This is a genomic window from Macrococcus sp. DPC7161 (assembly GCF_004117835.1).
Classification (GTDB): Bacteria; Bacillota; Bacilli; order Staphylococcales; family Staphylococcaceae; genus SDSC01.
Map to the genome: position 1 here is coordinate 194,939 of NZ_SDSC01000004.1, position 23,369 is coordinate 218,307.

Below are 23,369 nucleotides of genomic sequence, written 5' to 3' on the forward strand. Positions count from 1 at the left end.
GTTTATATCATGAGAAAACCAATTATTGCAGGAAACTGGAAAATGAACAAAACGGTAAGAGAAGCAAAAGCATTTGCTGAACAATTACCAACATTACCATCAAGTGATGCAGTGGACACAGTGATTTGTGCCCCAGCAATTCAATTAGATGCATTAATTAGTGCAAATGTTGAAAATTTAAACATCGGTGCGCAAAACTGTTATTTTGAAACAAGTGGTGCATACACTGGTGAAACATCACCTACAGCTTTAAAAGACTTAGGTGTAAAATATGTTGTTATCGGTCATTCTGAACGCCGTGAATACTTCGGTGAAACAGATGAAGACGTAAATAAAAAAGCTTTAGCAATTTTTGAAGCGGGTATGACGCCAATCATTTGTTGTGGTGAAACTTTAGAAGAACGTGAGTCAGGTCAATTTGAAACGCGTATCGCTTCTCAAGTAAGTGCAGCTTTAAAAGGCTTCACAAAAGAACAAGTAGCACAATCAGTTATTGCTTATGAACCAATTTGGGCAATTGGTACTGGTAAATCTGCAACGAGTCAAGATGCAGAAGATTCTTGTAAATTCGTTCGTTCAGTCGTTGAACGTGACTTTGATGCAGAAACAGCTCAAGCTGTACGTATTCAATATGGTGGATCAGTGAAACCTGAAAATATTAAAGAATACATGGCAAATGAAAACATCGATGGTGCTTTAGTCGGTGGTGCATCATTAGAAGTAGACTCTTTCGTAAAATTGTTAGAAGGTGCTAAGTAATGAAAAAACCTACTGCATTAATTATTTTAGATGGATTTGCAAATCGCGATGAAGTGAAAGGAAATGCCGTAAAACAAGCGCATAAACCAAACTTCGATCGTTATTATGCGGAGTATCCACACAATGAATTAAAAGCAAGTGGATTAGATGTTGGATTACCTGATGGTCAAATGGGTAACTCAGAAGTTGGCCATTTAAATATTGGTGCTGGTCGCATTGTGTATCAATCATTAACACGCATCAATAAATCAATTGAAGATGGCGACTTCTTTGAAAACAGTGTCTTAAAAGAAACAATGGCACATGTTGTTAAAGAAGATAAAGCACTTCATTTAATGGGCCTATTATCTGATGGTGGTGTACATAGTCATTACAATCATTTATTTGCACTTTTAAAAATGGCAAAAGATGAAGGCGTTAAAAAAGTTTATGTACATGCATTCTTAGATGGTCGTGATGTTGGTCAAGAAACAGCATTACAATTTATTGAAGAAACAGAACGTCAATTTAAATCAATTGGAATTGGACAATTCGCTTCAGTTTCAGGTCGATATTATGCGATGGATAGAGATAAGCGTTGGGACCGTGAAAAGTTAGCATATGATGCAATGACTTATGGTGATGGTAAAGTATTTGCAACTGCTGCAGAAGGTGTAAAAGCAAGTTATGCAGAAGGTATTACAGATGAGTTTATTGTACCATTCGTTGTTCGTGATCATGAAGTGGGGTCTGAAAATACAGGTGTGAATGATGGAGATGCTATGATTTTCTTCAACTTCCGTCCTGATAGAGCGGCCCAATTATCTGAAGTTTATACAAATGAAGAATTTGTTGGTTTTGAAATGAATAAACGATTAATCGGTATTCAATTTGTTACGTTTACGAAATACAATGACGCTGTTAAAGCGAAAGTTGTATTTGAAAAAGAAGATTTAGTGAATACAATTGGTGAAGTTGCTGAGAAAAATCAATTAACACAATTACGTATAGCTGAAACTGAGAAATATCCTCATGTAACTTACTTCATGAGTGGTGGACGTAATGATGAATTTAATGGAGAACGTCGTGTTCTTATTGATTCACCTAAAGTCGCAACATATGACTTAAAACCAGAAATGAGTGCATATGAAGTACGAGATGCTTTATTAGCTGAGTTGGATAAAGGTGATTTAGATTTAATCATCTTAAACTTTGCAAATCCAGATATGGTTGGACATTCAGGTATGTTAGAACCAACGATAAAAGCTATTGAAGCTGTAGATGAATGTTTAGGTGCCGTTGTTGATAAAATTTTATCAATGGATGGTCATGCAATCATAACTGCCGATCATGGTAACTCAGATGAAGTAATTACTTTAGATGACAAACCAATGACTGCGCATACTACAAATCCTGTACCAGTTATTGTTACTAAAAAAGACGTTACATTACGCGACGGTGGTCGTTTAGCAGATTTAGCACCGACATTAGTTGATTTATTAGGTGTCGAAAAACCAGCTGAAATGACAGGAGAATCATTGATTCAAAAATAATTTCAGATGAAATAAATTGCAATTTATTTATGGATTTACAATAATATAAATGAATACATATTAAAAGGAGAGTTAAACATGTCAATTATTACAGATGTTTATGCACGCGAGGTATTAGATTCAAGAGGTAACCCTACAATTGAGGTTGAAGTATTAACTGAAAGTGGTGCATTTGGACGTGCATTAGTACCATCAGGTGCTTCTACTGGTGAATACGAAGCAGTTGAATTACGTGATGGAGATAAATCTCGTTATTTAGGTAAAGGTGTTTTAAAAGCAGTTGAAAATGTAAACGAAATTATCGCACCTGAAATCATTGACGGAGAATTCTCTGTATTAGAGCAAGTTTCTATCGACAAAATGTTAATCGCTTTAGATGGTACTGAAAACAAAGGTAAATTAGGCGCTAACGCAATCTTAGGTGTTTCTATGGCTGTAGCTCGTGCTGCTGCTGACTATTTAGGTCAACCTTTATACAAATATTTAGGTGGATTCAATGGTACACAATTACCAGTACCTATGATGAACATCGTTAATGGTGGTTCTCACTCAGATGCACCAATCGCGTTCCAAGAATTTATGATTTTACCTGTAGGTGCTGAAAGCTTTAAAGAAGCTTTACGTTGGGGTGCTGAAATCTTCCATAACTTAGCTAAAATCTTAAAAGGCCGTGGCTTAGTAACTGCTGTTGGTGATGAAGGTGGATTTGCACCTACATTCGAAGGTACTGAAGATGCAGTTGAAACAATCTTAGAAGCAATCAAAGCTGTTGGTTTAGAACCAGGTAAAGATGTATTCTTAGGATTTGACTGTGCTTCATCTGAATTCTTTGAAAATGGTGTGTATGACTATGCTAAATTCGAAGGTGAAAAAGGTGTTAAACGTACATCTGCTGAACAAGTAGATTACTTAGAAGAGTTAGTTAACAAATACCCAATCATTTCTATCGAAGACGGTATGGACGAAAATGACTGGGATGGTTGGAAAGCTTTAACTGAGCGTATCGGTGATCGCGTACAATTAGTAGGTGATGATTTATTCGTTACGAACACTAAAAAATTATCAGAAGGTATCGAGCGTGGTATCGGTAACTCTATCTTAATTAAAGTTAACCAAATTGGTACTTTAACTGAAACATTTGAAGCAATTGAAATGGCTCAAAAAGCGGGTTACACTGCAGTAATTTCACACCGTTCAGGTGAAACTGAAGATACTACAATTTCAGATATCGCAGTTGCAACAAATGCTGGACAAATCAAAACAGGTTCATTATCACGTACTGACCGTATTGCGAAATACAACCAATTATTACGTATCGAAGATGAATTATATGAAACAGCTAAATTTGAAGGTTTAAAATCTTTCTACAACATCAATAAATAATAATATGATGAATGAATAAAGTGGTGCATGACGATGCGCCACTTTATTTTGTTTTCAAATGTTGTAAATTGTGATAGAATAGATAAAGTTATTATAAGTAGGAGGACCATCCATGAACACGTTATTAACAGTATTGTTAGTCATCGACTGTATCGTATTGATCGCAATTGTACTTTTACAAGAAGGTAAAAGTAATGGATTAAGTGGTGCGATTAGCGGTGGTGCTGAACAGTTATTCGGAAAACAAAAAACACGTGGTGTTGATTTAATTTTAAAACGTATTACAATTGTAGCAAGTGTATTTTTCTTTTTAATCACAATTGCAATTGGTTATTTTAATCTGTAAGAGTCCGGATGTGTTTCCGGGCTTTTTTATTTTTAAATTGTTTATTTTCACGTACAATAGAATTAACATGTATTAAAGAGGAGAAGATTTATGAAAATTCAATTACCAAAACCATTTTTCTTTGAAGAAGGGCCAAGAGCAGTTTTATTTTTACATGGCTTTACAGGTAATTCATCTGATACAAGACAAATGGGGCGTTTTCTACAAAAGAAGGGTTATACTTCATATGCACCTCACTATGAAGGCCATGGAGAGCCGCCAGAAGCTTTATTGGCTTCGAACCCAAATATATGGTGGAAACAAGTATTAGAAGCATATGACTTTTTAAAAGAAAAAGGATATGAAGAAATCGCAGTGGTTGGATTATCTTTAGGCGGCGATTTCGCATTGAAATTAAGTCAGCATAGAGATTGTATTGGTATTTCGACAATGTGCAGTCCAATGTACATTAAAACGACAGGCAATATGTTTGAAGGTGTACTGGCATATGCACGTGAGTTTAAAAAGCGTGAAGGAAAGTCACAAGAGCAAATCGATTTAGAGATGTCGCACTTTCATCCAACGTCAATGTTAGAAGATTTACAAGCAACCATCCAAGGTGTAAGAGATTCATTAGGAGATGTGTATGCGCCAATTTTTGTAGTGCAATCTACAAATGATCAAATGATTAACCCAGATTCAGCAAATATTATATATAATGAAGTATCAAGTGATGAAAAATATATTAAATGGTACGAAAATTCTGGTCATGTCATCACAATAGATAAAGAAAAAGACCAGCTTCATGAAGATATGTATCAATACTTAGAAGGTTTAGACTGGTCAAATTAAGGAGGATTTAAATGCATCCATTTGAAAAAGAAATTATTGCTTATTTAAAATCATTAAACGGTAATGCGATAAGTGTAAATGAATTAGAGGCACAATTAAATCTTGATGATGCAGATGCATTTAAAGCACTCATTAAGACATTAGTTGCATTAGAACAAACAGGTCGAGTAAGTAGAACGAAAAAAGATAAATACTATATACAAGACAGTGATTATGTTGAAGGGACACTAAGTCAACATAAAAAAGGATTTGCTTTTGTAAGACCTATCATTGAAGGGACAGAAGATGTTTTTATTCCACCGAATAAAATCAATAAAGCGATGGATGGCGATACGGTTCGTGTAAAAGTCACAAAAGATCGTGATGGGCGACTTGAAGGTGAAGTGAAAACAATTGTCACAAGAGCTGTTACACAAGTGGTTGGGACATACACAGAAGCACGTCATTTTGGATTTGTTTTACCTGATGATAAGCGCATCACACAAGATATCTTTATTCCTAAAGGAAGAAATTTAGGCGCAGTTGAAGGCCATAAAGTGTTAGTAGAAATTACGGAATATCCAGATGGTACAAACAATCCTGAAGGCTTTGTTAAAGCGATATTAGGGCATAAAAATGATCCTGGTGTCGATATATTATCAATCATATATCAACATGGCATTAACATTGAATTCAATGAAGCAACCATTGAAGAAGCAAATCAAGTACCTGATGAAATATCGCCGAACGATTTAGAAAATCGTGTCGATTTAAGAAAGCAATTGACGATTACGATAGACGGTGCTGATGCGAAAGATTTAGATGATGCAATCAGTGTTGAAAAGTTAGACAATGGTAATTATCGATTGATAGTATCTATTGCAGACGTAAGTCATTATGTAACAGAAGGATCTGCTTTAGATGCAGATGCTTATGAACGTGGTACGAGTGTATATTTAGTTGATCGTGTCATTCCAATGATTCCACATCGACTCAGTAACGGTATTTGCTCATTAAATCCTCATGTTGATCGACTTACATTAAGCTGTGATATGGAAATTAACACAGAAGGGAAAGTCATTAAACATGAAATTTATCAAAGTGTGATTCATTCTGATGAACGTATGACGTATGACAATGTGAATAAAATTCTTGAGGATCAAGACGAAATTTTAATACACGAATATCAACATATCGTTGAAATGTTAAGACATGCTAAAGACTTAGCAGATATATTAAAGTCAATGCGTGTCAAACGTGGAGAAATCGACTTTGACTTAACAGAAGCTAAAATAATGGTCGATGAAGTGGGTGTACCTAAAGATGTATTGATTCGTAACCGTGGATTAGGAGAACGTTTAATCGAATCGTTTATGCTGATTGCGAACGAAACAGTTGCACAACACTTCCATGAAATGAAAGTGCCATTTATCTATCGTATTCATGAAGAACCAAAGGCAGATCGATTAAAACGATTCTTTGAATTTATTACGAACTTCGGTATTTTAGTAAAAGGTGGCACGGAAAATATTCATCCAAAGACACTACAAAATATTGGACAAGAAATTAAAGGGAAACCAGAAGAATTGGTTATTTCAACTTTAATGTTACGATCAATGCAACAAGCGAAATATTCTGATGAATCATTAGGCCATTTCGGCTTATCAGCTGAGTATTATACGCATTTCACATCACCTATTCGACGATATCCTGACTTAATTGTACATCGATTAATCAGAAAATATTTAATCGAACATTCAATGAATACTGCTCAAAAAGAAAAATGGGCAGATCAATTGGTAGATATTGCAGAACATACATCAAAACGTGAACGACGTGCGATAGAAGCTGAAAGAGATACAGATGATTTGAAGAAATCAGAATATATGATTCAGCATTTAGGTGAAACATTTGATGGCATTATCACTTCAGTCGCAAATTTTGGTATGTTCGTTGAATTACCAAACACCATTGAAGGTATGGTGCATAATTCTAATATGACTGATGACTATTATCGATTTGAAGAGAGACATATGGCATTAATCGGTGAACGTACGGGTAAAGTATTTAGAATTGGTGATAAAGTTAAAGTCAAAGTCGTGAATGTCAATGTTGATGAGCGTATGATTGATTTTGCAATTGTTGGCATGGACATGAATAAAATAGAACGACGCATTAAAGAAGTGAAATTAAAAACAGAGCAACGCGGTAGTAAAGAAGAACGTCCACGCAAAAAAGGACGCGGTAAAGCAGCGGGTTTTAAAAAAGCGACACGAAATAAAAAGAAAAATATCGGTGCAAATAATAAACAAGGTGATAAACCTTTTTATAAATCTAAAGCCGTTAAAAAGAAAAGAAAACGCAAATAAAGCAGCGTATTAAGAAGGTGAAATAATGCCAAAAGGTGAAGGTAAAACTCTTGCTCAAAACAGAAAAGCAAGTCATGACTATACCATTGAAGATACAATAGAAGCGGGTATTGAACTTCAAGGGACAGAAATTAAGTCTATTAGACGTGGTAGTGCCAATTTAAAAGATTCTTATGCGAGAGTACATAAAGGTGAAATGTTTGTTTACAATATGCATATCGCACCATACGAAGAGGGCAATCGATTCAACCATGATCCACTTCGAACACGTAAATTATTACTTAAGCGTAAACAAATTGATAAACTATTTGGACAAACACGTGAACAAGGTTATGCATTAGTACCACTTAAATTGTATATTAAGAATGGCTATTGCAAAATGTTATTAGGGCTAGCAAAAGGTAAAAAAGATTACGATAAGCGACATGCGCTAAAAGCAAAAGAAGCAAAACGAGAAATGGATAGAGCGTTGAAAGGTAAATATTAAAAGATATCGGTACGATATTGGTACATACTTTTTATCAAAATATTATTTTGGAGGTATTGCTAATGTTAAATAGACAGCTTGAATATTTAAATGAACATATTGTTAAAGAACAAAAATTTGATGAAATCTTAAATGTATTTGAAAAGATGTGTCAGGATAAAATCTCTGGATTAGATAAATATGAAGATATGATTTTATTTGAAGCTGGCGTTTATAACTTTACTGGTCAAGATTTGTTTCATGTTTCTTTAACGAGGCAAGTACCTAATGAAGATGAATTTTTTCAGTTATCAGTCACATTACTTTTTGAAGTAGATATAGAAAATGAACAATATCAAATTACTATTTGGGACTGTGATTTAGATAATAATATCTTTGAATATATTAAATCAACAGATGTATTTAAATATGCGAATAATACAAGATATAAAAATATTGAAATCGTACTAGATGAAACATAGTGTTTAATCATCTTAATAAATTTTAAAATTATTATATTAATTAAGAACACCTATAAAAATGGGTGTTTTTTTGTATAATCTAAAATTAAGGAAACTAAAATAAAAACCGCTCAACCATGCGGTTAAGCGGCTAATGTATGGAGACGGCGGGAGTCGAACCCGCGTCCAAAGATCCTGCAATTGATACTTCTACGTGTGTAGTCCTGTTATTAAGTTTCGCTATAAATCTGAAAACGGACATCCCAATTTATAACTAGCCCGATTGATCTCTTACTAACAGACTCCAGGCGGAAGTGTTAGCCGTATCCTACTAAGAGTGAACCTCTACATCAGGCACATAGGCGATGCTTGAGAGAGGTGCAGAGTGCGATTAGGCAGCTACTGCGAAATTGTTTGTTTTGCCAGTTATTATAACTGATGTGTTGATAACGAAGACAACCCTCCGACACGCTATACCAACCCAAGTGACCCCTGTCGAATCCGTAACGCCCCCTGGATACTATTTATAAAAACTAGCATCTTTTAATATAACAAAAGTTATTATTATTTTCAACTTATTCGTTTATTTATTGTTGAAAAGAAAGGCTATAAAAACGATAGAAATAGACACAAAATAATTCCAAAATGACCGTCAATACGTTATGATTATAAGGAATATAAGGAGGTCGTGATTTTGGATATTATGAATAATGTAAAGCCTAAAATTGTAGTAACATTTACGAAAGCTTTCAACGAAAATCAAAAAGAGATTGACGAAATTAATGCTAATGAAGCATTTATAGATATTATTGAATATCGTGCAGATTTAATTGAAGGTGATGTCACTACGTATATCAATGATATTAAAGCATTAAAAGCTCAATTTCCTAATATAAAAATCATGTTCACTTACCGTACACAAGGTGAAGGTGGTAAAGGGAATAATGATACGAAACCTTATTTTGACTTATGTATGAAAATGATTGATTCTAAATTAATTGATATTTTGGATATTGAGTTAATGATTTATGCAGATTTAATGGATCAATTATTAAAACATTCAAGAGAAAATGGTGTAGAGATTTTATTAAGTCACCATGATGTGTTATTCACACCACGTATTAAAGACATGATGGCGATTTATGATAAAATGCGAAAATTAGGTGCGGACTATTGTAAGCTTGCGGTCATGCCACTTGATGGTAGAGATGTTGTTAATTTATTATCTGCAGTTTATGAAACGAAACAAAAATGTGATTTGAATATTGTAGGTATTGCTATGGGTGAATTAGGTAAAATTACGAGATTAGCGGGTGGCGTATTTGGATCATATTTAACATATGCACATTTAGGTACACAAGCAGCACCAGGTCAATTACATGTAACGGATTTAAAGACCCATTTAGAGTTATTCAATATTAAGTAAAAAATAAAATTAATAAACAATAAATATTTTACGAAATCATCTCCTTAGGATACAATGATAATGATTATCAATTATGCTAAGGAGATTTTTATATGGATTTTGAAACATTAGTTAAAACAAGACGTAGTATTAAGCAATACGAAGATACAACTGTAAATGATCAAGATGTTCAAGATGCTATTGAACTTGCTACATATGCACCAAACCATGGTATGAGAGAACCTTGGCGTATTGTTTGGGTGAAAAAGCATCGTGTCGCTGATTTTAGTCAGTTATTTGGTTCATTAAGTTTTAAAGGACAAACGGAAAAACAAGCACAATTTAATGATAAGTTAGCGCCATTGGCAGGTGTGTTGCTAGTTGTGGGTCCTAGAGACCGTCGCCAGAAAGAGCATTTAGAAGATGTTTTAGCTGTTGGTGGATTTATGCAGACTTTATCACTTGCTTTACATCAAAAGTCGATTGGAAGTTGTATTAAAACGCCAGGAACGATGTTTATTCCAGAGCTTAATGATGCTTTAAATATTCAAAAAGAAGAAATGCTTTATGGGCTTATTTATTTAACAGCGCAAACAAGTAATGAGATTAAAGAAAGAAAAAATAGCAATTTAATTAGCGAATTCTAAAGAATGCGTTAAAAAAAGAGGAACCGCAGTTCCTCTTTTTTATTGGATATTTTCTTTTAAAAATGCTTTAACTGATTCTGGTGTTTTAGCATTTGCTGAATGTAAATGCGCTAATTTTTCGCCATTTTTAAATAATAAAATACTTGGAATACCCATTACATCATTTTCTGTCGCTGCTTCAGGTACTTGGTCGCGATTAATTTTGTACCATGTATATTCGTTATATTCATCAACGATTGGATCTATCCACATATCCATACGTGTACAATCTGGACACCAGTCCGCAAAGAATTTAACGATTACGATTTCATCTTGATTAATAATTTCTTGAAACTCTAAATATTGGCTGATTGTTCTCACAATAATTCCCCATTCTTTTTGTATTGATTTTATTATAGCGAAATTTGCGTATAGATTCAAAATTTAGACTTTCAGTTGTTAGAAAATTGAAATATTGATACTATATTGTTAAGGATATGAGGAGGAATATAATGATTAAATTTTATCAATTACCAAATTGTAGTACTTGTCGTACTGCTGCAAAATTTTTAAAAGACAATGGTGTGAGTTTTGAACCTATTTCAATTGTTGAACATACACCAACTGCAAAAGAATTTAAAGCAATCATTGATCAAACGGGTGTCGCTATTGATAAGTTATTTAACGCTAATGGGACAAAGTTTAAATCACTTGGATTAAAAGAAAAATTATCAACATTACCAGAGGATGAAAAATTAGAATTATTAACATCAGACGGTATGTTAGTGAAGCGTCCACTTGCAGTTAATGGTAGCGCTATCACCCTTGGTTTTAAAGAAGATGAGTACCGTAAAACTTGGTTATAAAATATATTGAATATTTAACCTACATGTGAGATTATTATAAGTGTTAGATAAAATACTTGGAGGGGAATTGTAATGACTACAAAATTTTCTAAAGACCATGAATGGGTAAAATCTGAAGGATCTGTAAAAACAATTGGTATTACTGACTTTGCACAATCTGAATTAGGGGATATCGTTTTCGTTGAGCTTCCTGAAGTTGGAGACGAAATCAAAGCTGGTGAACCATTTGGTAGTGTTGAATCAGTTAAAACTGTTTCTGAATTATACGCACCAATCACTGGTAAAGTTGTTGAAATCAACGAAGAACTTGAAGATAGTCCAGAATTAGTTAACGAATCTGCAATGGACGGCGCTTGGATGGTTAAAGTTGAAGCGGCTGACGAAGCTGAGTTAGATGAGTTAATGGATCAAGCACAATATGATGAAATGATTAATGCATAAATGTTATAATTTCCTTGATGAGATATCATCAAGGATTTTTTTATAACTTCATAATGAAAAGGTGATTATATGTCTGTAATTCAGAAAGTCATTATTGTTGAAGGTAAGAATGACAAGTTGAAATTAAAAGAGGTATTAAATGAACCGGTGCATATTATTTGTACGCATGGCACGATGGGTATTGCGAAACTTGATAATATGTATGACGATCTTATCGGTAGCCAAGTCTTTGTGATGACTGATCCAGATAAAGCAGGTCGTAAGATTCGTAGTTGGTTTAAGCGTCATTTAAGTGAAGCAGCACATATATATATTGATTCAAAGTATGGAGAAGTAGGCAATGCACCTGTAGATTATTTAGCGAAAATATTAACAAAAAATGATTTTGAAGTGTTGCCATGTTTTGAAATGAAAGGTAAAAATTTTAATTATGAGTTTAATCAAAGATTTGCAAATGGATTCGCCATCTAATATACAGATTATATTTGGCTTTACACCATTTTGCGCAACGTGTAAAATGGCCGAACATATGTTGAAGATTGCAACTGAAAGTTTAAGTTTAACATATGCTGCGATTGACCTAAATTACGAACAATCATTTATTGCGCAAAATGAGATTATGAGTGTGCCTGTGTTGGTTATCATCCAAGAACAAGAAGTGAAAGAAATCATTTATCGATTTGAATCGGTCATGAATTTATATCAAATTTTAAAAAAATACGTTGACTAGTTATCGGGAATGTTTTATTATTGTAACTAATTTAATAACTTAATACTCTTATCAAGAGTGGTGGAGGGATGTGCCCTATGAAGCCCGGCAACCGTCTGTAAAGAAATGGTGCCAATTCACATAAAGTAGATGACTTTAGAAGATGAGAGAGATGGTTTTCGACGTCTTTCTTATGTTTTTTTAAGAAAGACTTTTTTTATTGAGGAGGAATCAAATTGATTCAATTAGTAGATGTTGTTAAACAATTTACAACACGTAAAGGAAAGATTACTGCAGTTGATCATGTCAATTTAAATATTGAAGATGGTCAAATATACGGCATTATTGGTTTTAGTGGTGCAGGTAAAAGTACATTAATTCGAATGTTTAATGGTCTGGAATTACCTACTTCAGGCGATGTTATTATTCACGGAGATAAAATTAATCAATTATCTAAGCAAGCTTTATTAAAGAAAAGACAAAAAATATCTATGATATTCCAACATTTTAATTTATTGTGGAGCAGAACGGTATTTGACAATATCGCATTACCTTTAGAAATCGCGGGCGTTGATAAATCGACTCGTATAAAGAAAGTGAATGAATTGATTAAACTTGTTGGTTTAGAAGGAAGAGAACATGCATATCCGTCAGAGTTGTCTGGTGGACAAAAACAGCGCGTAGGTATTGCGCGTGCATTAAGTAATGATCCAACAGTGTTGCTTTGTGATGAAGCGACAAGCGCATTAGACCCACAAACGACTGATGAAATATTAGAATTACTTGTTAATATTAACAAACAACTTAACTTAACAATCGTTTTAATTACACATGAAATGGAAGTTATCCGTAAAATTTGTCATCGTGTAGCGGTAATGGAGCATGGTAAAGTTGTTGAGGAAGGTACAGTATTAGATGTGTTTAATCATCCTAAAACAGAAATTTCTAAACGATTTGTAAGAGATGATATTCAAGACAGTGAGATTGAAACATCAATTGAAGAAATTAAAGAAGCATATCCTACAGGAAGTATTTTGAGACTTAAGTTTGTAGGGTCATCAACAGGTCAACCAATTGTTAGCCGTGTGATTAAAAAGTATGGATTAGATATGAATATTCTTGCAGGTAATGTCAAACATACTCAAGCAGGATCATTTGGAAATCTAATTGTTCATGTTGAGGCGGTAAATGGTTCGTTAACACCTATTACTGAAGAATTAAGAGATCACGGTGTAGAAATGGAGGTTGAACGCCATGGATAGTTTTATTCAAACATTAACAGATATGTTAAGCATGAAAAATGTCGTATGGGAAGATGTGTGGACAGCAACTTTTGAAACATTATCCATGACATTTATTTCAGCATTTTTTACATTTATCTTTGGTTTAATTATCGGATTAATTTTATTTTTAACATCTAGAAGTCAATCTAAAGTTGCAAGAATTTTTTATAGTATTACTGCATTTTTAGTAAATTTATTTAGAGCGATTCCTTTTATCATTTTAATCTTATTGTTATTCCCGTTTACGAATTTGATTATGAATACAATCAGTGGCGTTAAAGGAGCTTTACCAGCTTTAATTATAGGAGCAGCGCCATTTTATGCACGATTAGTTGAAATTGGATTAAAAGAAATAGATAAAGGGGTTATCGAAGCGGTTGAATCAATGGGAGCGAACACTTGGACTTTAATTAGAAAAGTATTGATACCAGAGAGTTTACCAGCAATTGTATCAGGAATAACAGTAACAACGATTGCACTTGTTGGATCAACTGCAATTGCCGGCGTAATTGGTGCAGGTGGTTTAGGTAACTTAGCGTATTTAGTTGGATTCACACGTGCACAAAATGATGTTATTTTTGTTTCAACAATTTTAATTTTAGTAATTGTATTTGTGATTCAACTTGTGGGTGACGTACTTACAAAAAAACTTGATAAACGTTAATTTAGTATCTTCATCCTAACGGGTGTAAATATAAATAAATAAAAAATAAGGGAAGTGTCTAAATGAAAAAATTATTTTATTTCGTATTAACAGCAGCATTAATTTTAGTTTTAGCAGCATGTGGAAAAGAAGATAAATCAAAAGATGATAAAACGATTACAGTCGGAGCATCTCCAACACCTCATACTGAAATTTTAGAACAAGCAAAAGCAGCACTTAAAAAAGAAGGTTATACATTAAAAATTAAAACAATTAACGATTACACAACACCTAACCGTTTAGTAAATGATGGTGATATTGATGCGAACTTCTTTCAACATACACCTTATTTAGAAACTGAGAAGAAATCAAAAGGATATAAAATCGAATCTGCAGGTAACGTTCATATCGAACCAATGGCTGTATACTCTAAAAAAATTAAAGATTTAAAAGACTTGAAAAAAGGTGCAACAGTTTATGTATCTAATAACCCAGCTGAAGAAGGTCGATTCTTATCATTCTTCACTAAAGCAGGTTTGATTACATTAAAAGACGGTGTTGATCCTGTAAAAGCAACATTTAAAGATATTAAAGAAAATAAAAAAGATATTCAATTCAACAATAAACAAGCAGCAGAATTTTTAGCTAAAACATACAACAATGGTGAAGGCGATGCAGTCATCATTAACTCAAACGTAGCATTAGCGAACAAATTAAATCCAGTTAAAGATTCAATTGCAATTGAAAGCAAAGATTCACCTTACGCAAATTTAATTGCAGTTCAAGAAGGTCATAAAAATGATGAAAAAATTAAAGCATTAATTAAAGTACTTCAATCTAAAGAAATTCAAGATTTCATTACAAAAAAATATGACGGTTCAGTTATTCCAGCGAAATAATCACCGTACCAAACACTCACATCATGTGAGTGTTTTTTTGTTAAAAAAATTGATGCAATGCTAATTGAGTAAATTATCATTTACCAATTCTATGATTCATCTTAATGTAGTAAACAATTTACACTATTTTATATATTTTTTTGACTCAATTAATTCATTCTACTAGGTATTTACGTTATAATGAAAAGGTGATTGAAATCTAGTGCTTTTGACTCTAGATTAAAATTATTATAAACTAAAAGACACGAATATAAATATATGCTGGAGGGAAATACATTATGGCATCAGTTTTAGAAATTAAGGATTTACATGTTCAAATCGAAGGTAAGGAAATTTTAAAAGGGGTTAACCTTACTATTAAGCAAGGTGAAGTTCATGCAATCATGGGACCAAATGGTACTGGTAAATCAACTTTATCAAGCGCAATCATGGGTCACCCTAAATATGAAGTGACTAAAGGTGAAGTTTTATTAGATGGCGAAAACGTATTAGAAATGGAAGTTGACGAAAGAGCACAAGCAGGTCTTTTCTTAGCGATGCAATACCCATCTGAAATTTCAGGTGTTACAAATGCAGACTTCTTACGTTCTGCGATCAACTCACGTCGTGAAGAAGGTCAAGAAATCAACTTAATGCAATTCATCAAAAAGTTAGATAAGAAAATGGAATTTTTAGAAATGGATTTAGACATGGCACAACGCTATTTAAATGAAGGTTTCTCAGGCGGAGAAAAGAAACGTAATGAAATCCTTCAATTAATGATGTTAGAACCTAAATTCGCTATTTTAGATGAAATTGACTCAGGTTTAGATATCGATGCATTAAAAGTTGTTTCTAAAGGAATCAATGAAATGCGTGGAGAAAACTTTGGTTGCTTAATCATTACGCACTACCAACGTTTATTAAATTACATTACACCTGATTTCGTTCACGTTATGATGCAAGGTAAAGTTGTTAAATCTGGTGGAGAAGAGTTAGCAAAACGTCTTGAAGCTGAAGGTTACGACTGGATTAAACAAGAATTAAACATCCAAGATGCAGAAGTGAAGTAATTAACTAGGAGGAACTGTAATGAGTGAAGTAATCGATGTAACAAATGATATTTTGGTTCAGTTCTCAAAAAAGTATAATGAACCAACTTGGATGTCTGAATTACGTACGAATGCATTTGAACGTTTAAATTCAATTGACATGCCAAAACCTGATAAAACTAAAATTGATAAATGGGCTTTCAATAAAGTTCATCATAAAGATGTTGAAAGTACTGTATATAATTCTAAATCTGAATTGCCTGAAGCGGTTAAAAATGTTGTAGATTTAGATACAATTAAAAATTTATACGTTCAACACAACAATACAAAAGCATTTTTAGAATTAGATGCTGCATTAGTTGAACAAGGTGTGATTGTTGATAACATTCAATCAGCAATGGAAAAACACAGCGATTTAGTAAAAGAATACTTTATGACTGATGGTGTAAAAGTTGATGAACATCGCTTAACTGCATTACATGCAGCATTATTAAACGGTGGTATCTTCGTTTATGTACCTAAGAATGTTGTGATTGATACACCAATTCAAATGGTTGTTTTACATGACGATGAAAAAGTAAATTTATTTAATCATGTATTAATTGTTGCAGATGAGAGTGCAGAAGTAACTTATGTTGAAAACTACATTTCTACTATTGAATCTACTGATAAACAATTAAATATCATTTCAGAAGTAATTGCTAAAGACAATGCAAAAATTACATATGGTGCAGTAGATTTCTTGTGTAAAGGATTTACTGGACATGTAATGCGTCGTGGTGTCGCAGCGAAAGACGCAACTATTGACTGGGCTTTAGGATTAATGAATGATGGCGATACAATCAACGATAATACAACTTATTTAATGGGTGATAACTCATCATCTGACTTAAAAACTGTTGTTGTTGGTCGTGGTAAACAAAAATTAAACTTTACGACTCAAATTATTCAATATGGTAAAAATTCAGTAGGCCATATTTTAAAACATGGTGTTATGAAAGATGAAGCATCTTCAATCTTCAATGGTATCGGTCATATTAAACATGGTGGTACTAAAGCAGATGCACAACAAGAATCACGTGTATTAATGTTATCTGAAAAAGCACGTGGAGATGCAAACCCAATTTTATTAATTGATGAAGATGATGTAACAGCAGGACATGCTGCATCAGTTGGTAAAGTTGATCCAATGCAATTATTCTATTTAATGAGTCGTGGTATTTCTAAACAAGAAGCTGAGCGTTTAGTCATTCACGGTTTCTTAGCACCGGTTGTAAACGAATTACCAATCGAAGCAGTTAAACGCCAGTTAACAGATGTTATTGAATTAAAAGTTAGAGGATAGAAAGGTCTTGATAGTATGACCCATTTAGATATAGAAGCAATTCGCAAAGATTTTCCAATCTTAAATGAAGAAATTAATGGACGTCCATTAATTTATTTAGATACTTCAGCGACAAGTCAAAAGCCTCAAAGTGTGATTGATATTACAACAGAATATTACACACACAATAATGCCAATGTACACCGTGGTGTGCATACGCTTGGCACGCGTGCAACAGATGGGTATGAAAAAGCGCGTGAAACAGTACGCCAATTTATTCATGCGAAATATTTTGAAGAAATTATTTTTACACGCGGAACAACAACAGCGATTAATACCATTGCACATAGTTTTGGTGATATATTTGTTTCTGAAGGTGATGAAATTGTGATTACTGAAATGGAACATCATGCGAACTTAGTGCCTTGGCAACAATTAGCAAAGCGTAAAAAAGCAGTGTTAAAATACATTCCAATGAATGAAGATGGCACACTTTCATTAGAACAAGTGAAAGAGACGATTACCGAAAAAACTAAAATTGTTTCTGTAGCACATGTATCTAACGTACTTGGAACGATTAATGATATTCAATCAATTGCCAAAATTGCGCATGAAAATGGTGCAGTGATGGTTTCAGATGGTGCTCAGGCTGTACCGCATATGCAAGTTGATGTACAAGCATTAGATGTTGATTTTTACGCATTCAGTGGTCATAAAATGCTTGGACCAACAGGTATCGGTGTATTGTATGGTAAGAAAAAATATCTTGATCAAATGGAACCGATTGAATTCGGTGGTGATATGATTGATTTTGTAGGATTACAAGATTCTACTTGGACCGAATTACCAACTAAATTTGAAGCGGGTACACCATTAATTGCTGAGGCAATTGGTTTAGGTGAGGCAATTCGCTACTTACAAAAAGTGGGGTTAGATGCGATTGCTGAATATGAACATGAATTAACTGCATATGCATATGAAAAAATGTCTGAAATTGAAGGACTTGAAATTTATGGACCTTCAGCTGAGCAACGCGCTGGATTGATTACATTTAATTTAGCGGGCGTTCATCCTCATGATTTGGCTACTGCCTTAGACAGTCATGGAATTGCTGTACGTGCGGGACATCATTGTGCACAGCCATTAATGAAATGGTTAAACCAATCATCAACAGCGAGAGCAAGTTTTTATATTTATAATACAAAAGAAGAAATCGATCAATTTATCACAAGTTTAAAAGAAACAAAGGAGTTTTTCAGTTATGAGTTTTAATAATTTAGATCAATTATATCGCTCAGTGATTATGGATCATTATAAAAACCCTAGAAATAAAGGGGTTATTGAAGATGGTTCAATGACAATCGATATGAATAACCCAACTTGTGGCGATCGTATTCGTTTAACTTTAGATATTGTTGACGATGTTGTAAAGAATGCAAAATTTGAAGGTGAAGGATGTTCAATCTCAATGAGTTCAGCATCAATGATGACTGAAGCAATTAAAGGACATACGATTGAAGAAGCACTTAAAATGAGCGATGAATTTACGAAGATGATGCTAGGTGAAGATTATGAAATCACTGAAGATATGGGTGATATTGAAGCCCTTAGCGGTGTTGCTAAATTCCCGGCTCGTATCAAATGTGCTACGTTAGCATGGAAAGCATTTGAACGTGGTACAAAATCAAGCGATGAAACAACAATTGAAGAAGTTATTACAGATAACGAATAATTTAAAAGGAGTGATTTAATTTGGCTAAAAAAGCACCTGATGTAGGGGATTACAAATATGGATTCCATGATAAAGACGTTTCTATTTTCCGTTCTGAACGTGGATTAACTGAAGAAATCGTACGCGAGATATCAAAAATGAAAGAAGAACCTGAGTGGATGTTAAACTTCCGCTTAAAATCATTAAAACAATTCTATAAAATGCCAATGCCAATGTGGGGTGGAGATTTATCAGAATTAAACTTTGATGAAATCACATACTACGTTAAGCCATCTGAGCATACAGAACGTTCTTGGGATGAAGTGCCTGAAGAAATTAAAAATACATTTGATAAATTAGGTATTCCTGAAGCTGAACAAAAATATTTAGCGGGTGTATCTGCACAATATGAATCTGAAGTTGTTTACCACAACATGCAAGAAGATTTAGAAGCTCAAGGCATTATCTTTAAAGATACAGATTCAGCATTACGTGAAAATGAAGATATTTTCAAAGAGCATTTTGGAAGTGTTATTCCGCCTGCAGATAATAAATTCGCAGCGCTAAACTCAGCAGTTTGGTCTGGTGGATCATTCATTTACGTACCTAAAAACGTTAAATTAGAAACACCATTACAAGCATACTTCCGTATCAACTCTGAAAACATGGGTCAATTTGAACGTACATTAATCATTGTTGATGAAGGTGCAAGTGTACATTATGTTGAAGGTTGTACAGCGCCAGTTTATACAACAAATTCATTACACTCAGCAGTTGTTGAAATCATTGTTAAAAAAGACGCATATTGCCGTTATACAACAATTCAAAACTGGGCAAATAACGTGTATAACTTAGTTACAAAACGTACATTTGTTTATGAAAACGGAACAATGGAATGGATTGATGGTAACATCGGTTCTAAATTAACGATGAAATACCCAGCATGTTATTTATTAGGTGAAGGTGCTCGAGGTATGACATTATCTATCGCTTTAGCTGGTAAAGGACAAGTTCAAGATGCTGGTGCAAAAATGATGCACATGGCTCCAAACACGTCTTCTACAATTGTTTCTAAATCGATTTCTAAACAAGGTGGTAAAGTAGTATATCGTGGTATCGTTCATTTTGGACGTAAAGCTACAGGTGCACGTTCAAATATCGAATGTGATACTTTAATTATGGATAATGAGTCTACATCAGATACGATTCCATATAATGAAGTAATGAATGATAACATCTCATTAGAACATGAAGCGAAAGTTTCTAAAGTATCAGAAGAACAATTATTCTACTTAATGAGCCGTGGTATTTCAGAAGAAGAAGCAACTGAAATGATCGTAATGGGCTTTATTGAACCATTTACAAAAGAATTACCAATGGAATATGCAGTAGAAATGAACCGTTTAATCAAGTTTGAAATGGAAGGTTCTATCGGATAATTTCAGTTGAATTTTAAGAGATCAGTATATGCTGGTCTCTTTTTTATTGTTTCTATCAGTAAAAAATGTAGCATTTATTTAATTTTTAGGGTAACCTATTTAAGTACGAAAAGAGAGGAGGGCATTTCATGATAACTACATATGTAAACTCTGATGAAATGACAATGATTAAATCTGATAAGTTCCAGTACAATAACTGGGTCAATTTAATACAACCCTCCCGTGAAGAAATGGAAGAAGTTGCTGAATACTTCAATATTCCTATTGAGTTTATTGAAGACCCATTAGATCCTGAAGAAAGTGCACGTATTGAATATGATGAAGATACGAATAGTACGTTAATTATTAGTGACTTTCCAATCGTTGATAAAAATATTAGACAAACAGAATCATATATTACAGTGCCAATCGGTATTATTTTAAGCAAAGGCTATATTATTACGATTTGTTCTCATGAACATGATATGTTTAATAAATTGATTAACCGTAAATTTGATTTAAGAATGAAATCTCGATTTTTATTAGAAGTTTTATTAACAGTATCTACTAAATACAATAATACATTAAAGAAAATCAATCGTGAGCGAGTAAAGATTGAAAGTAATTTGAGACATTCTTTAACGAGTAAGCAATTGTATGAATTAATGGAAATTGAAAAATCTTTAGTTTATTTCTTAACATCGTTAACAGCAAATGGAGATACGATTAAAAAAATATTCAGATCAAGATCAATCAAACTTTATGATGAAGATAAAGAATTACTTGAAGATTTAATGATTGAAAACACACAAGCAATGAATACAACAGAGCTTTATACACGAATTTTAGAAAGTATCACAGGCTCATATTCATCTTTAATAAGTAATGAAATGAACAATATCATGAAAGTATTAACATTATTTACGGTGTTTTTAACTTTACCGACACTTGTTTTTAGTTTCTTTGGTATGAATGTACATTTACCGAATTTAACTTGGATTGGTACAATCGGTGTTGCTTTTGTGATGATGTTTTTAACGTTTCTATTTTTATTGCAAAGAAATATTTTTAAATAGCACAAGGTCCCTTAAATTTAAGGGCCTTATTTTTATGTTAAAATAATAACAGGTGATCATATGATTTATATTGGATTAACAGGTTGGGGAGATCATGATTTACTTTATGAGGATTTGAGCAATAAGAAAGATAAATTAAGAACGTATGGTGCACACTTTCCAATTGTAGAATTAGATGCAACGTATTACTCGATACAACCTGATCGTAATATACAAAAGTGGTTGAAAGAAACACCAGAAAAATTTAAATTTATTGTGAAAATTCATCAAGCGCTTACGACCCATGCGCCCGTTGAAGATTTTGCAGAAAGTCGTGCAGCATTGATGCAACAATTCATTCAAATGATTGAACCGATGTATGTCAGTGGAAAGTTAGGTGCAATTTTAATACAATTTCCCCCATGGTTCGATTGTAATACAAAACATATCAATTATATTTTATATTTAAAGGAACACTTAAAAAGATATCCATTAACGATTGAATTTAGGCACACTAGTTGGTTTGAAGGCGATATGAAAGAGCATACGTTAACGTTTTTATATGAGCAACAACTTATTCATGCTGTTTGTGATGAGCCACAAGTAGGTACTGGATGCATACCATTTGTTAATCGTGTAACACATAGTACTGCTTTTGTAAGGTATCATGGTCGAAATGTTCACGGATGGACAAAGCAAGATATGAGCGATCAAGAGTGGCGAGATGTCAGGTATTTATATGATTATAATAAAGCGGAACTTCAAAGTTTAGCAGAGTCGATTCGTATATTAGCACACAAATGTGAGGATATTTATTGTGTCTTTAATAATAATAGTGGTGGGCACGCAGCGAAGAATGCAAAACGATTTATAGAAATATTAAATCTGCATTATGAAGGTTTAAATGATATGCAACTCAGTTTATTTTAATTAAGGAAGTGTCTTATGAGTATTACAACAATTTTAATTTTAATAGCGCTCGGTGTGGGTTCTGCGATAATCGGTGCTATCGTTGGTATCGGTGGCGGTATCATCATTGTACCAACGCTTATTTTTCTTGGTGAACATGCGATACTTCATGGTATTACACCACAAACAGCCATTGGGACGTCTACAGTGATATTAATATCCACAGGACTATCAGCATCAATCGCTTATTTAAAGAACAAACAAGCAGATCTAAAAAATGCATTTATTTTTATGATAGGTATTATTCCTGGGGCGATTGTTGGAGCATACTTTAGTCAATTTTTAACCATTCATAGCTTTAATTTGTATTTTGGTATGTTCTTAATCTTTATGAGCATTATATTAATGGTTAGAAATCGATTTAAACCGATAAAACTGTTTCAAAATGAAGCATATACGAAGACGTTTACTGATAAAGAAGGAAAAGTTTATCACTACAGTATCGCTCCAATTCCAGCAGTCATCGCAACGTTTTTTGTAGGTTGTTTAACAGGATTGTTTGGTATTGGTGGTGGTGCATTAATGACACCATTAATGATTATCGTCTTTTTAATGCCACCACATATTGCTGTTGGAACGAGTATGATTATGATTTTTGTTTCCAGTTTAACAGGTGCAACAAGTCATATTATTCAAGGGCATGTGATGTGGGGTTATGCAGTAATCTTAATTATTGCAAGTATTATCGGTGCAAATATTGGTGTTAAAGTGAATAAAAATATCAAATCCGATACCGTTGTATTGTTACTTAGACTGATCCTAATGGCATTAGGTGTATATTTGATAATCAAATCTGTGATGGGATAAAAATAGGTTGAGACATAATGTCTCAACCTATTTTTCGTATTATCAGCGGTCGCCAA

General features: G+C 33.4%; 26 protein-coding genes, 1 other RNA gene and 1 riboswitch. Of the genes, 25 read left to right on the forward strand and 2 right to left on the reverse strand.

Annotated features, from left to right (window positions below; all coding sequences use genetic code 11):
• The first annotated feature begins 9 nt into the window (after positions 1 to 9).
• The 8 genes from tpiA (at position 10) to ER639_RS07750 (ending at position 8,147) form a co-directional block, all read left to right on the forward strand.
• Entirely contained in the window at positions 10 to 759 is a 750-nt protein-coding gene (tpiA, locus tag ER639_RS07715; RefSeq protein WP_129065205.1) for a triose-phosphate isomerase, read from the forward strand.
• Positions 759 to 2,291, forward strand: a complete 1,533-nt coding sequence (gpmI, locus tag ER639_RS07720; RefSeq protein ID WP_129065206.1) for a 2,3-bisphosphoglycerate-independent phosphoglycerate mutase — start codon at positions 759 to 761, stop codon at positions 2,289 to 2,291. The genes tpiA and gpmI overlap by 1 nt, the downstream gene beginning before the upstream one ends.
• A 78-nt stretch (positions 2,292 to 2,369) precedes the next feature.
• Positions 2,370 to 3,674, forward strand: a complete 1,305-nt coding sequence (gene eno, locus ER639_RS07725; protein WP_129065207.1) for a phosphopyruvate hydratase — start codon at positions 2,370 to 2,372, stop codon at positions 3,672 to 3,674.
• 112 nt (positions 3,675 to 3,786) lie between these two features.
• A complete protein-coding gene (gene secG, locus ER639_RS07730) occupies positions 3,787 to 4,020 on the forward strand; it encodes a preprotein translocase subunit SecG (protein ID WP_129065208.1) in 234 nt (77 codons plus the stop codon).
• A gap of 90 nt (positions 4,021 to 4,110) precedes the next feature.
• On the forward strand, positions 4,111 to 4,851 hold the full coding sequence (locus ER639_RS07735; protein ID WP_129065209.1) for an alpha/beta hydrolase: 741 nt from the start codon (positions 4,111 to 4,113) through the stop codon (positions 4,849 to 4,851).
• 11 nt (positions 4,852 to 4,862) lie between these two features.
• The gene (gene rnr, locus ER639_RS07740) at positions 4,863 to 7,199 is read left to right on the forward strand and encodes a ribonuclease R (RefSeq protein WP_129065210.1); all 2,337 of its coding nucleotides are present in this window, start codon (positions 4,863 to 4,865) and stop codon (positions 7,197 to 7,199) included.
• Positions 7,200 to 7,224: 25 nt separating this feature from the next.
• Positions 7,225 to 7,686, forward strand: a complete 462-nt coding sequence (gene smpB / locus ER639_RS07745) for an SsrA-binding protein SmpB (protein WP_129065211.1) — start codon at positions 7,225 to 7,227, stop codon at positions 7,684 to 7,686.
• A 62-nt stretch (positions 7,687 to 7,748) separates the two neighbouring features.
• The gene (locus tag ER639_RS07750) at positions 7,749 to 8,147 is read left to right on the forward strand and encodes a hypothetical protein (RefSeq protein ID WP_129065212.1); all 399 of its coding nucleotides are present in this window, start codon (positions 7,749 to 7,751) and stop codon (positions 8,145 to 8,147) included.
• Positions 8,148 to 8,282: 135 nt separating this feature from the next.
• On the opposite strand, the gene ssrA is transcribed toward ER639_RS07750, so the two are convergent.
• Positions 8,283 to 8,640: a transfer-messenger RNA gene (ssrA, locus tag ER639_RS07755) on the reverse strand.
• A gap of 189 nt (positions 8,641 to 8,829) precedes the next feature.
• Here ssrA and aroD point away from each other — a divergent pair.
• The gene (aroD, locus tag ER639_RS07760; RefSeq protein ID WP_240664013.1) at positions 8,830 to 9,552 is read left to right on the forward strand and encodes a type I 3-dehydroquinate dehydratase; all 723 of its coding nucleotides are present in this window, start codon (positions 8,830 to 8,832) and stop codon (positions 9,550 to 9,552) included.
• A 92-nt stretch (positions 9,553 to 9,644) separates the two neighbouring features.
• A complete protein-coding gene (locus ER639_RS07765) occupies positions 9,645 to 10,178 on the forward strand; it encodes a nitroreductase family protein (protein ID WP_129065214.1) in 534 nt (177 codons plus the stop codon).
• A 39-nt stretch (positions 10,179 to 10,217) separates the two neighbouring features.
• On the opposite strand, the gene ER639_RS07770 is transcribed toward ER639_RS07765, so the two are convergent.
• Positions 10,218 to 10,538, reverse strand: a complete 321-nt coding sequence (locus ER639_RS07770) for a thioredoxin family protein (RefSeq protein WP_129065215.1) — start codon at positions 10,536 to 10,538, stop codon at positions 10,218 to 10,220.
• 131 nt (positions 10,539 to 10,669) lie between these two features.
• Here ER639_RS07770 and ER639_RS07775 point away from each other — a divergent pair, with 131 nt between their 5' ends.
• The 15 genes from ER639_RS07775 to ER639_RS07845 all read left to right on the forward strand — a co-directional run bounded on the left by ER639_RS07775 (position 10,670) and on the right by ER639_RS07845 (position 23,313).
• Entirely contained in the window at positions 10,670 to 11,023 is a 354-nt protein-coding gene (locus ER639_RS07775) for an arsenate reductase family protein (RefSeq protein WP_129065216.1), read from the forward strand.
• Between the two features lie 72 nt (positions 11,024 to 11,095).
• The gene (gcvH, locus tag ER639_RS07780) at positions 11,096 to 11,464 is read left to right on the forward strand and encodes a glycine cleavage system protein GcvH (protein ID WP_129065217.1); all 369 of its coding nucleotides are present in this window, start codon (positions 11,096 to 11,098) and stop codon (positions 11,462 to 11,464) included.
• A 69-nt stretch (positions 11,465 to 11,533) separates the two neighbouring features.
• Positions 11,534 to 11,935, forward strand: coding sequence for a ribonuclease M5 (locus ER639_RS07785; protein WP_129065218.1), 402 nt, complete (start codon positions 11,534 to 11,536; stop codon positions 11,933 to 11,935).
• Complete coding sequence (locus ER639_RS07790; RefSeq protein ID WP_255420566.1) at positions 11,919 to 12,194, forward strand: thioredoxin family protein; 276 nt, start codon at positions 11,919 to 11,921, stop codon at positions 12,192 to 12,194. Before ER639_RS07785 ends, ER639_RS07790 begins: the two co-directional genes overlap by 17 nt.
• A 45-nt stretch (positions 12,195 to 12,239) precedes the next feature.
• Positions 12,240 to 12,343, forward strand: a riboswitch (SAM riboswitch).
• A 66-nt stretch (positions 12,344 to 12,409) separates the two neighbouring features.
• Positions 12,410 to 13,435, forward strand: coding sequence for a methionine ABC transporter ATP-binding protein (locus ER639_RS07795; RefSeq protein ID WP_129065220.1), 1,026 nt, complete (start codon positions 12,410 to 12,412; stop codon positions 13,433 to 13,435).
• A complete protein-coding gene (locus ER639_RS07800; RefSeq protein ID WP_129065221.1) occupies positions 13,428 to 14,120 on the forward strand; it encodes a methionine ABC transporter permease in 693 nt (230 codons plus the stop codon). The genes ER639_RS07795 and ER639_RS07800 overlap by 8 nt, the downstream gene beginning before the upstream one ends.
• Before the next feature lie 62 nt (positions 14,121 to 14,182).
• Positions 14,183 to 14,998 carry a MetQ/NlpA family ABC transporter substrate-binding protein gene (locus tag ER639_RS07805; RefSeq protein WP_129065222.1) on the forward strand — a complete coding sequence of 272 codons (816 nt, stop codon included), beginning with the start codon at positions 14,183 to 14,185 and terminating at the stop codon, positions 14,996 to 14,998.
• 275 nt (positions 14,999 to 15,273) lie between these two features.
• The gene (sufC, locus tag ER639_RS07810; RefSeq protein WP_129065223.1) at positions 15,274 to 16,050 is read left to right on the forward strand and encodes a Fe-S cluster assembly ATPase SufC; all 777 of its coding nucleotides are present in this window, start codon (positions 15,274 to 15,276) and stop codon (positions 16,048 to 16,050) included.
• A gap of 19 nt (positions 16,051 to 16,069) precedes the next feature.
• Complete coding sequence (gene sufD, locus ER639_RS07815) at positions 16,070 to 17,374, forward strand: Fe-S cluster assembly protein SufD (protein WP_129065224.1); 1,305 nt, start codon at positions 16,070 to 16,072, stop codon at positions 17,372 to 17,374.
• A 15-nt stretch (positions 17,375 to 17,389) separates the two neighbouring features.
• The gene (locus ER639_RS07820; protein WP_129065225.1) at positions 17,390 to 18,625 is read left to right on the forward strand and encodes a cysteine desulfurase; all 1,236 of its coding nucleotides are present in this window, start codon (positions 17,390 to 17,392) and stop codon (positions 18,623 to 18,625) included.
• Positions 18,615 to 19,085 carry a Fe-S cluster assembly sulfur transfer protein SufU gene (sufU, locus tag ER639_RS07825; protein WP_129065226.1) on the forward strand — a complete coding sequence of 157 codons (471 nt, stop codon included), beginning with the start codon at positions 18,615 to 18,617 and terminating at the stop codon, positions 19,083 to 19,085. The genes ER639_RS07820 and sufU overlap by 11 nt, the downstream gene beginning before the upstream one ends.
• A gap of 20 nt (positions 19,086 to 19,105) precedes the next feature.
• Positions 19,106 to 20,503, forward strand: a complete 1,398-nt coding sequence (gene sufB, locus ER639_RS07830) for a Fe-S cluster assembly protein SufB (protein ID WP_129065227.1) — start codon at positions 19,106 to 19,108, stop codon at positions 20,501 to 20,503.
• Positions 20,504 to 20,631: 128 nt separating this feature from the next.
• Complete coding sequence (locus tag ER639_RS07835; RefSeq protein WP_129065228.1) at positions 20,632 to 21,558, forward strand: magnesium transporter CorA family protein; 927 nt, start codon at positions 20,632 to 20,634, stop codon at positions 21,556 to 21,558.
• A gap of 60 nt (positions 21,559 to 21,618) precedes the next feature.
• Complete coding sequence (locus ER639_RS07840) at positions 21,619 to 22,467, forward strand: DUF72 domain-containing protein (RefSeq protein ID WP_129065229.1); 849 nt, start codon at positions 21,619 to 21,621, stop codon at positions 22,465 to 22,467.
• Between the two features lie 15 nt (positions 22,468 to 22,482).
• Positions 22,483 to 23,313 (forward strand): sulfite exporter TauE/SafE family protein, encoded by an 831-nt coding sequence (locus ER639_RS07845; RefSeq protein ID WP_129065230.1) that lies wholly within the window; start codon positions 22,483 to 22,485, stop codon positions 23,311 to 23,313.
• Positions 23,314 to 23,369: the final 56 nt, after the last annotated feature.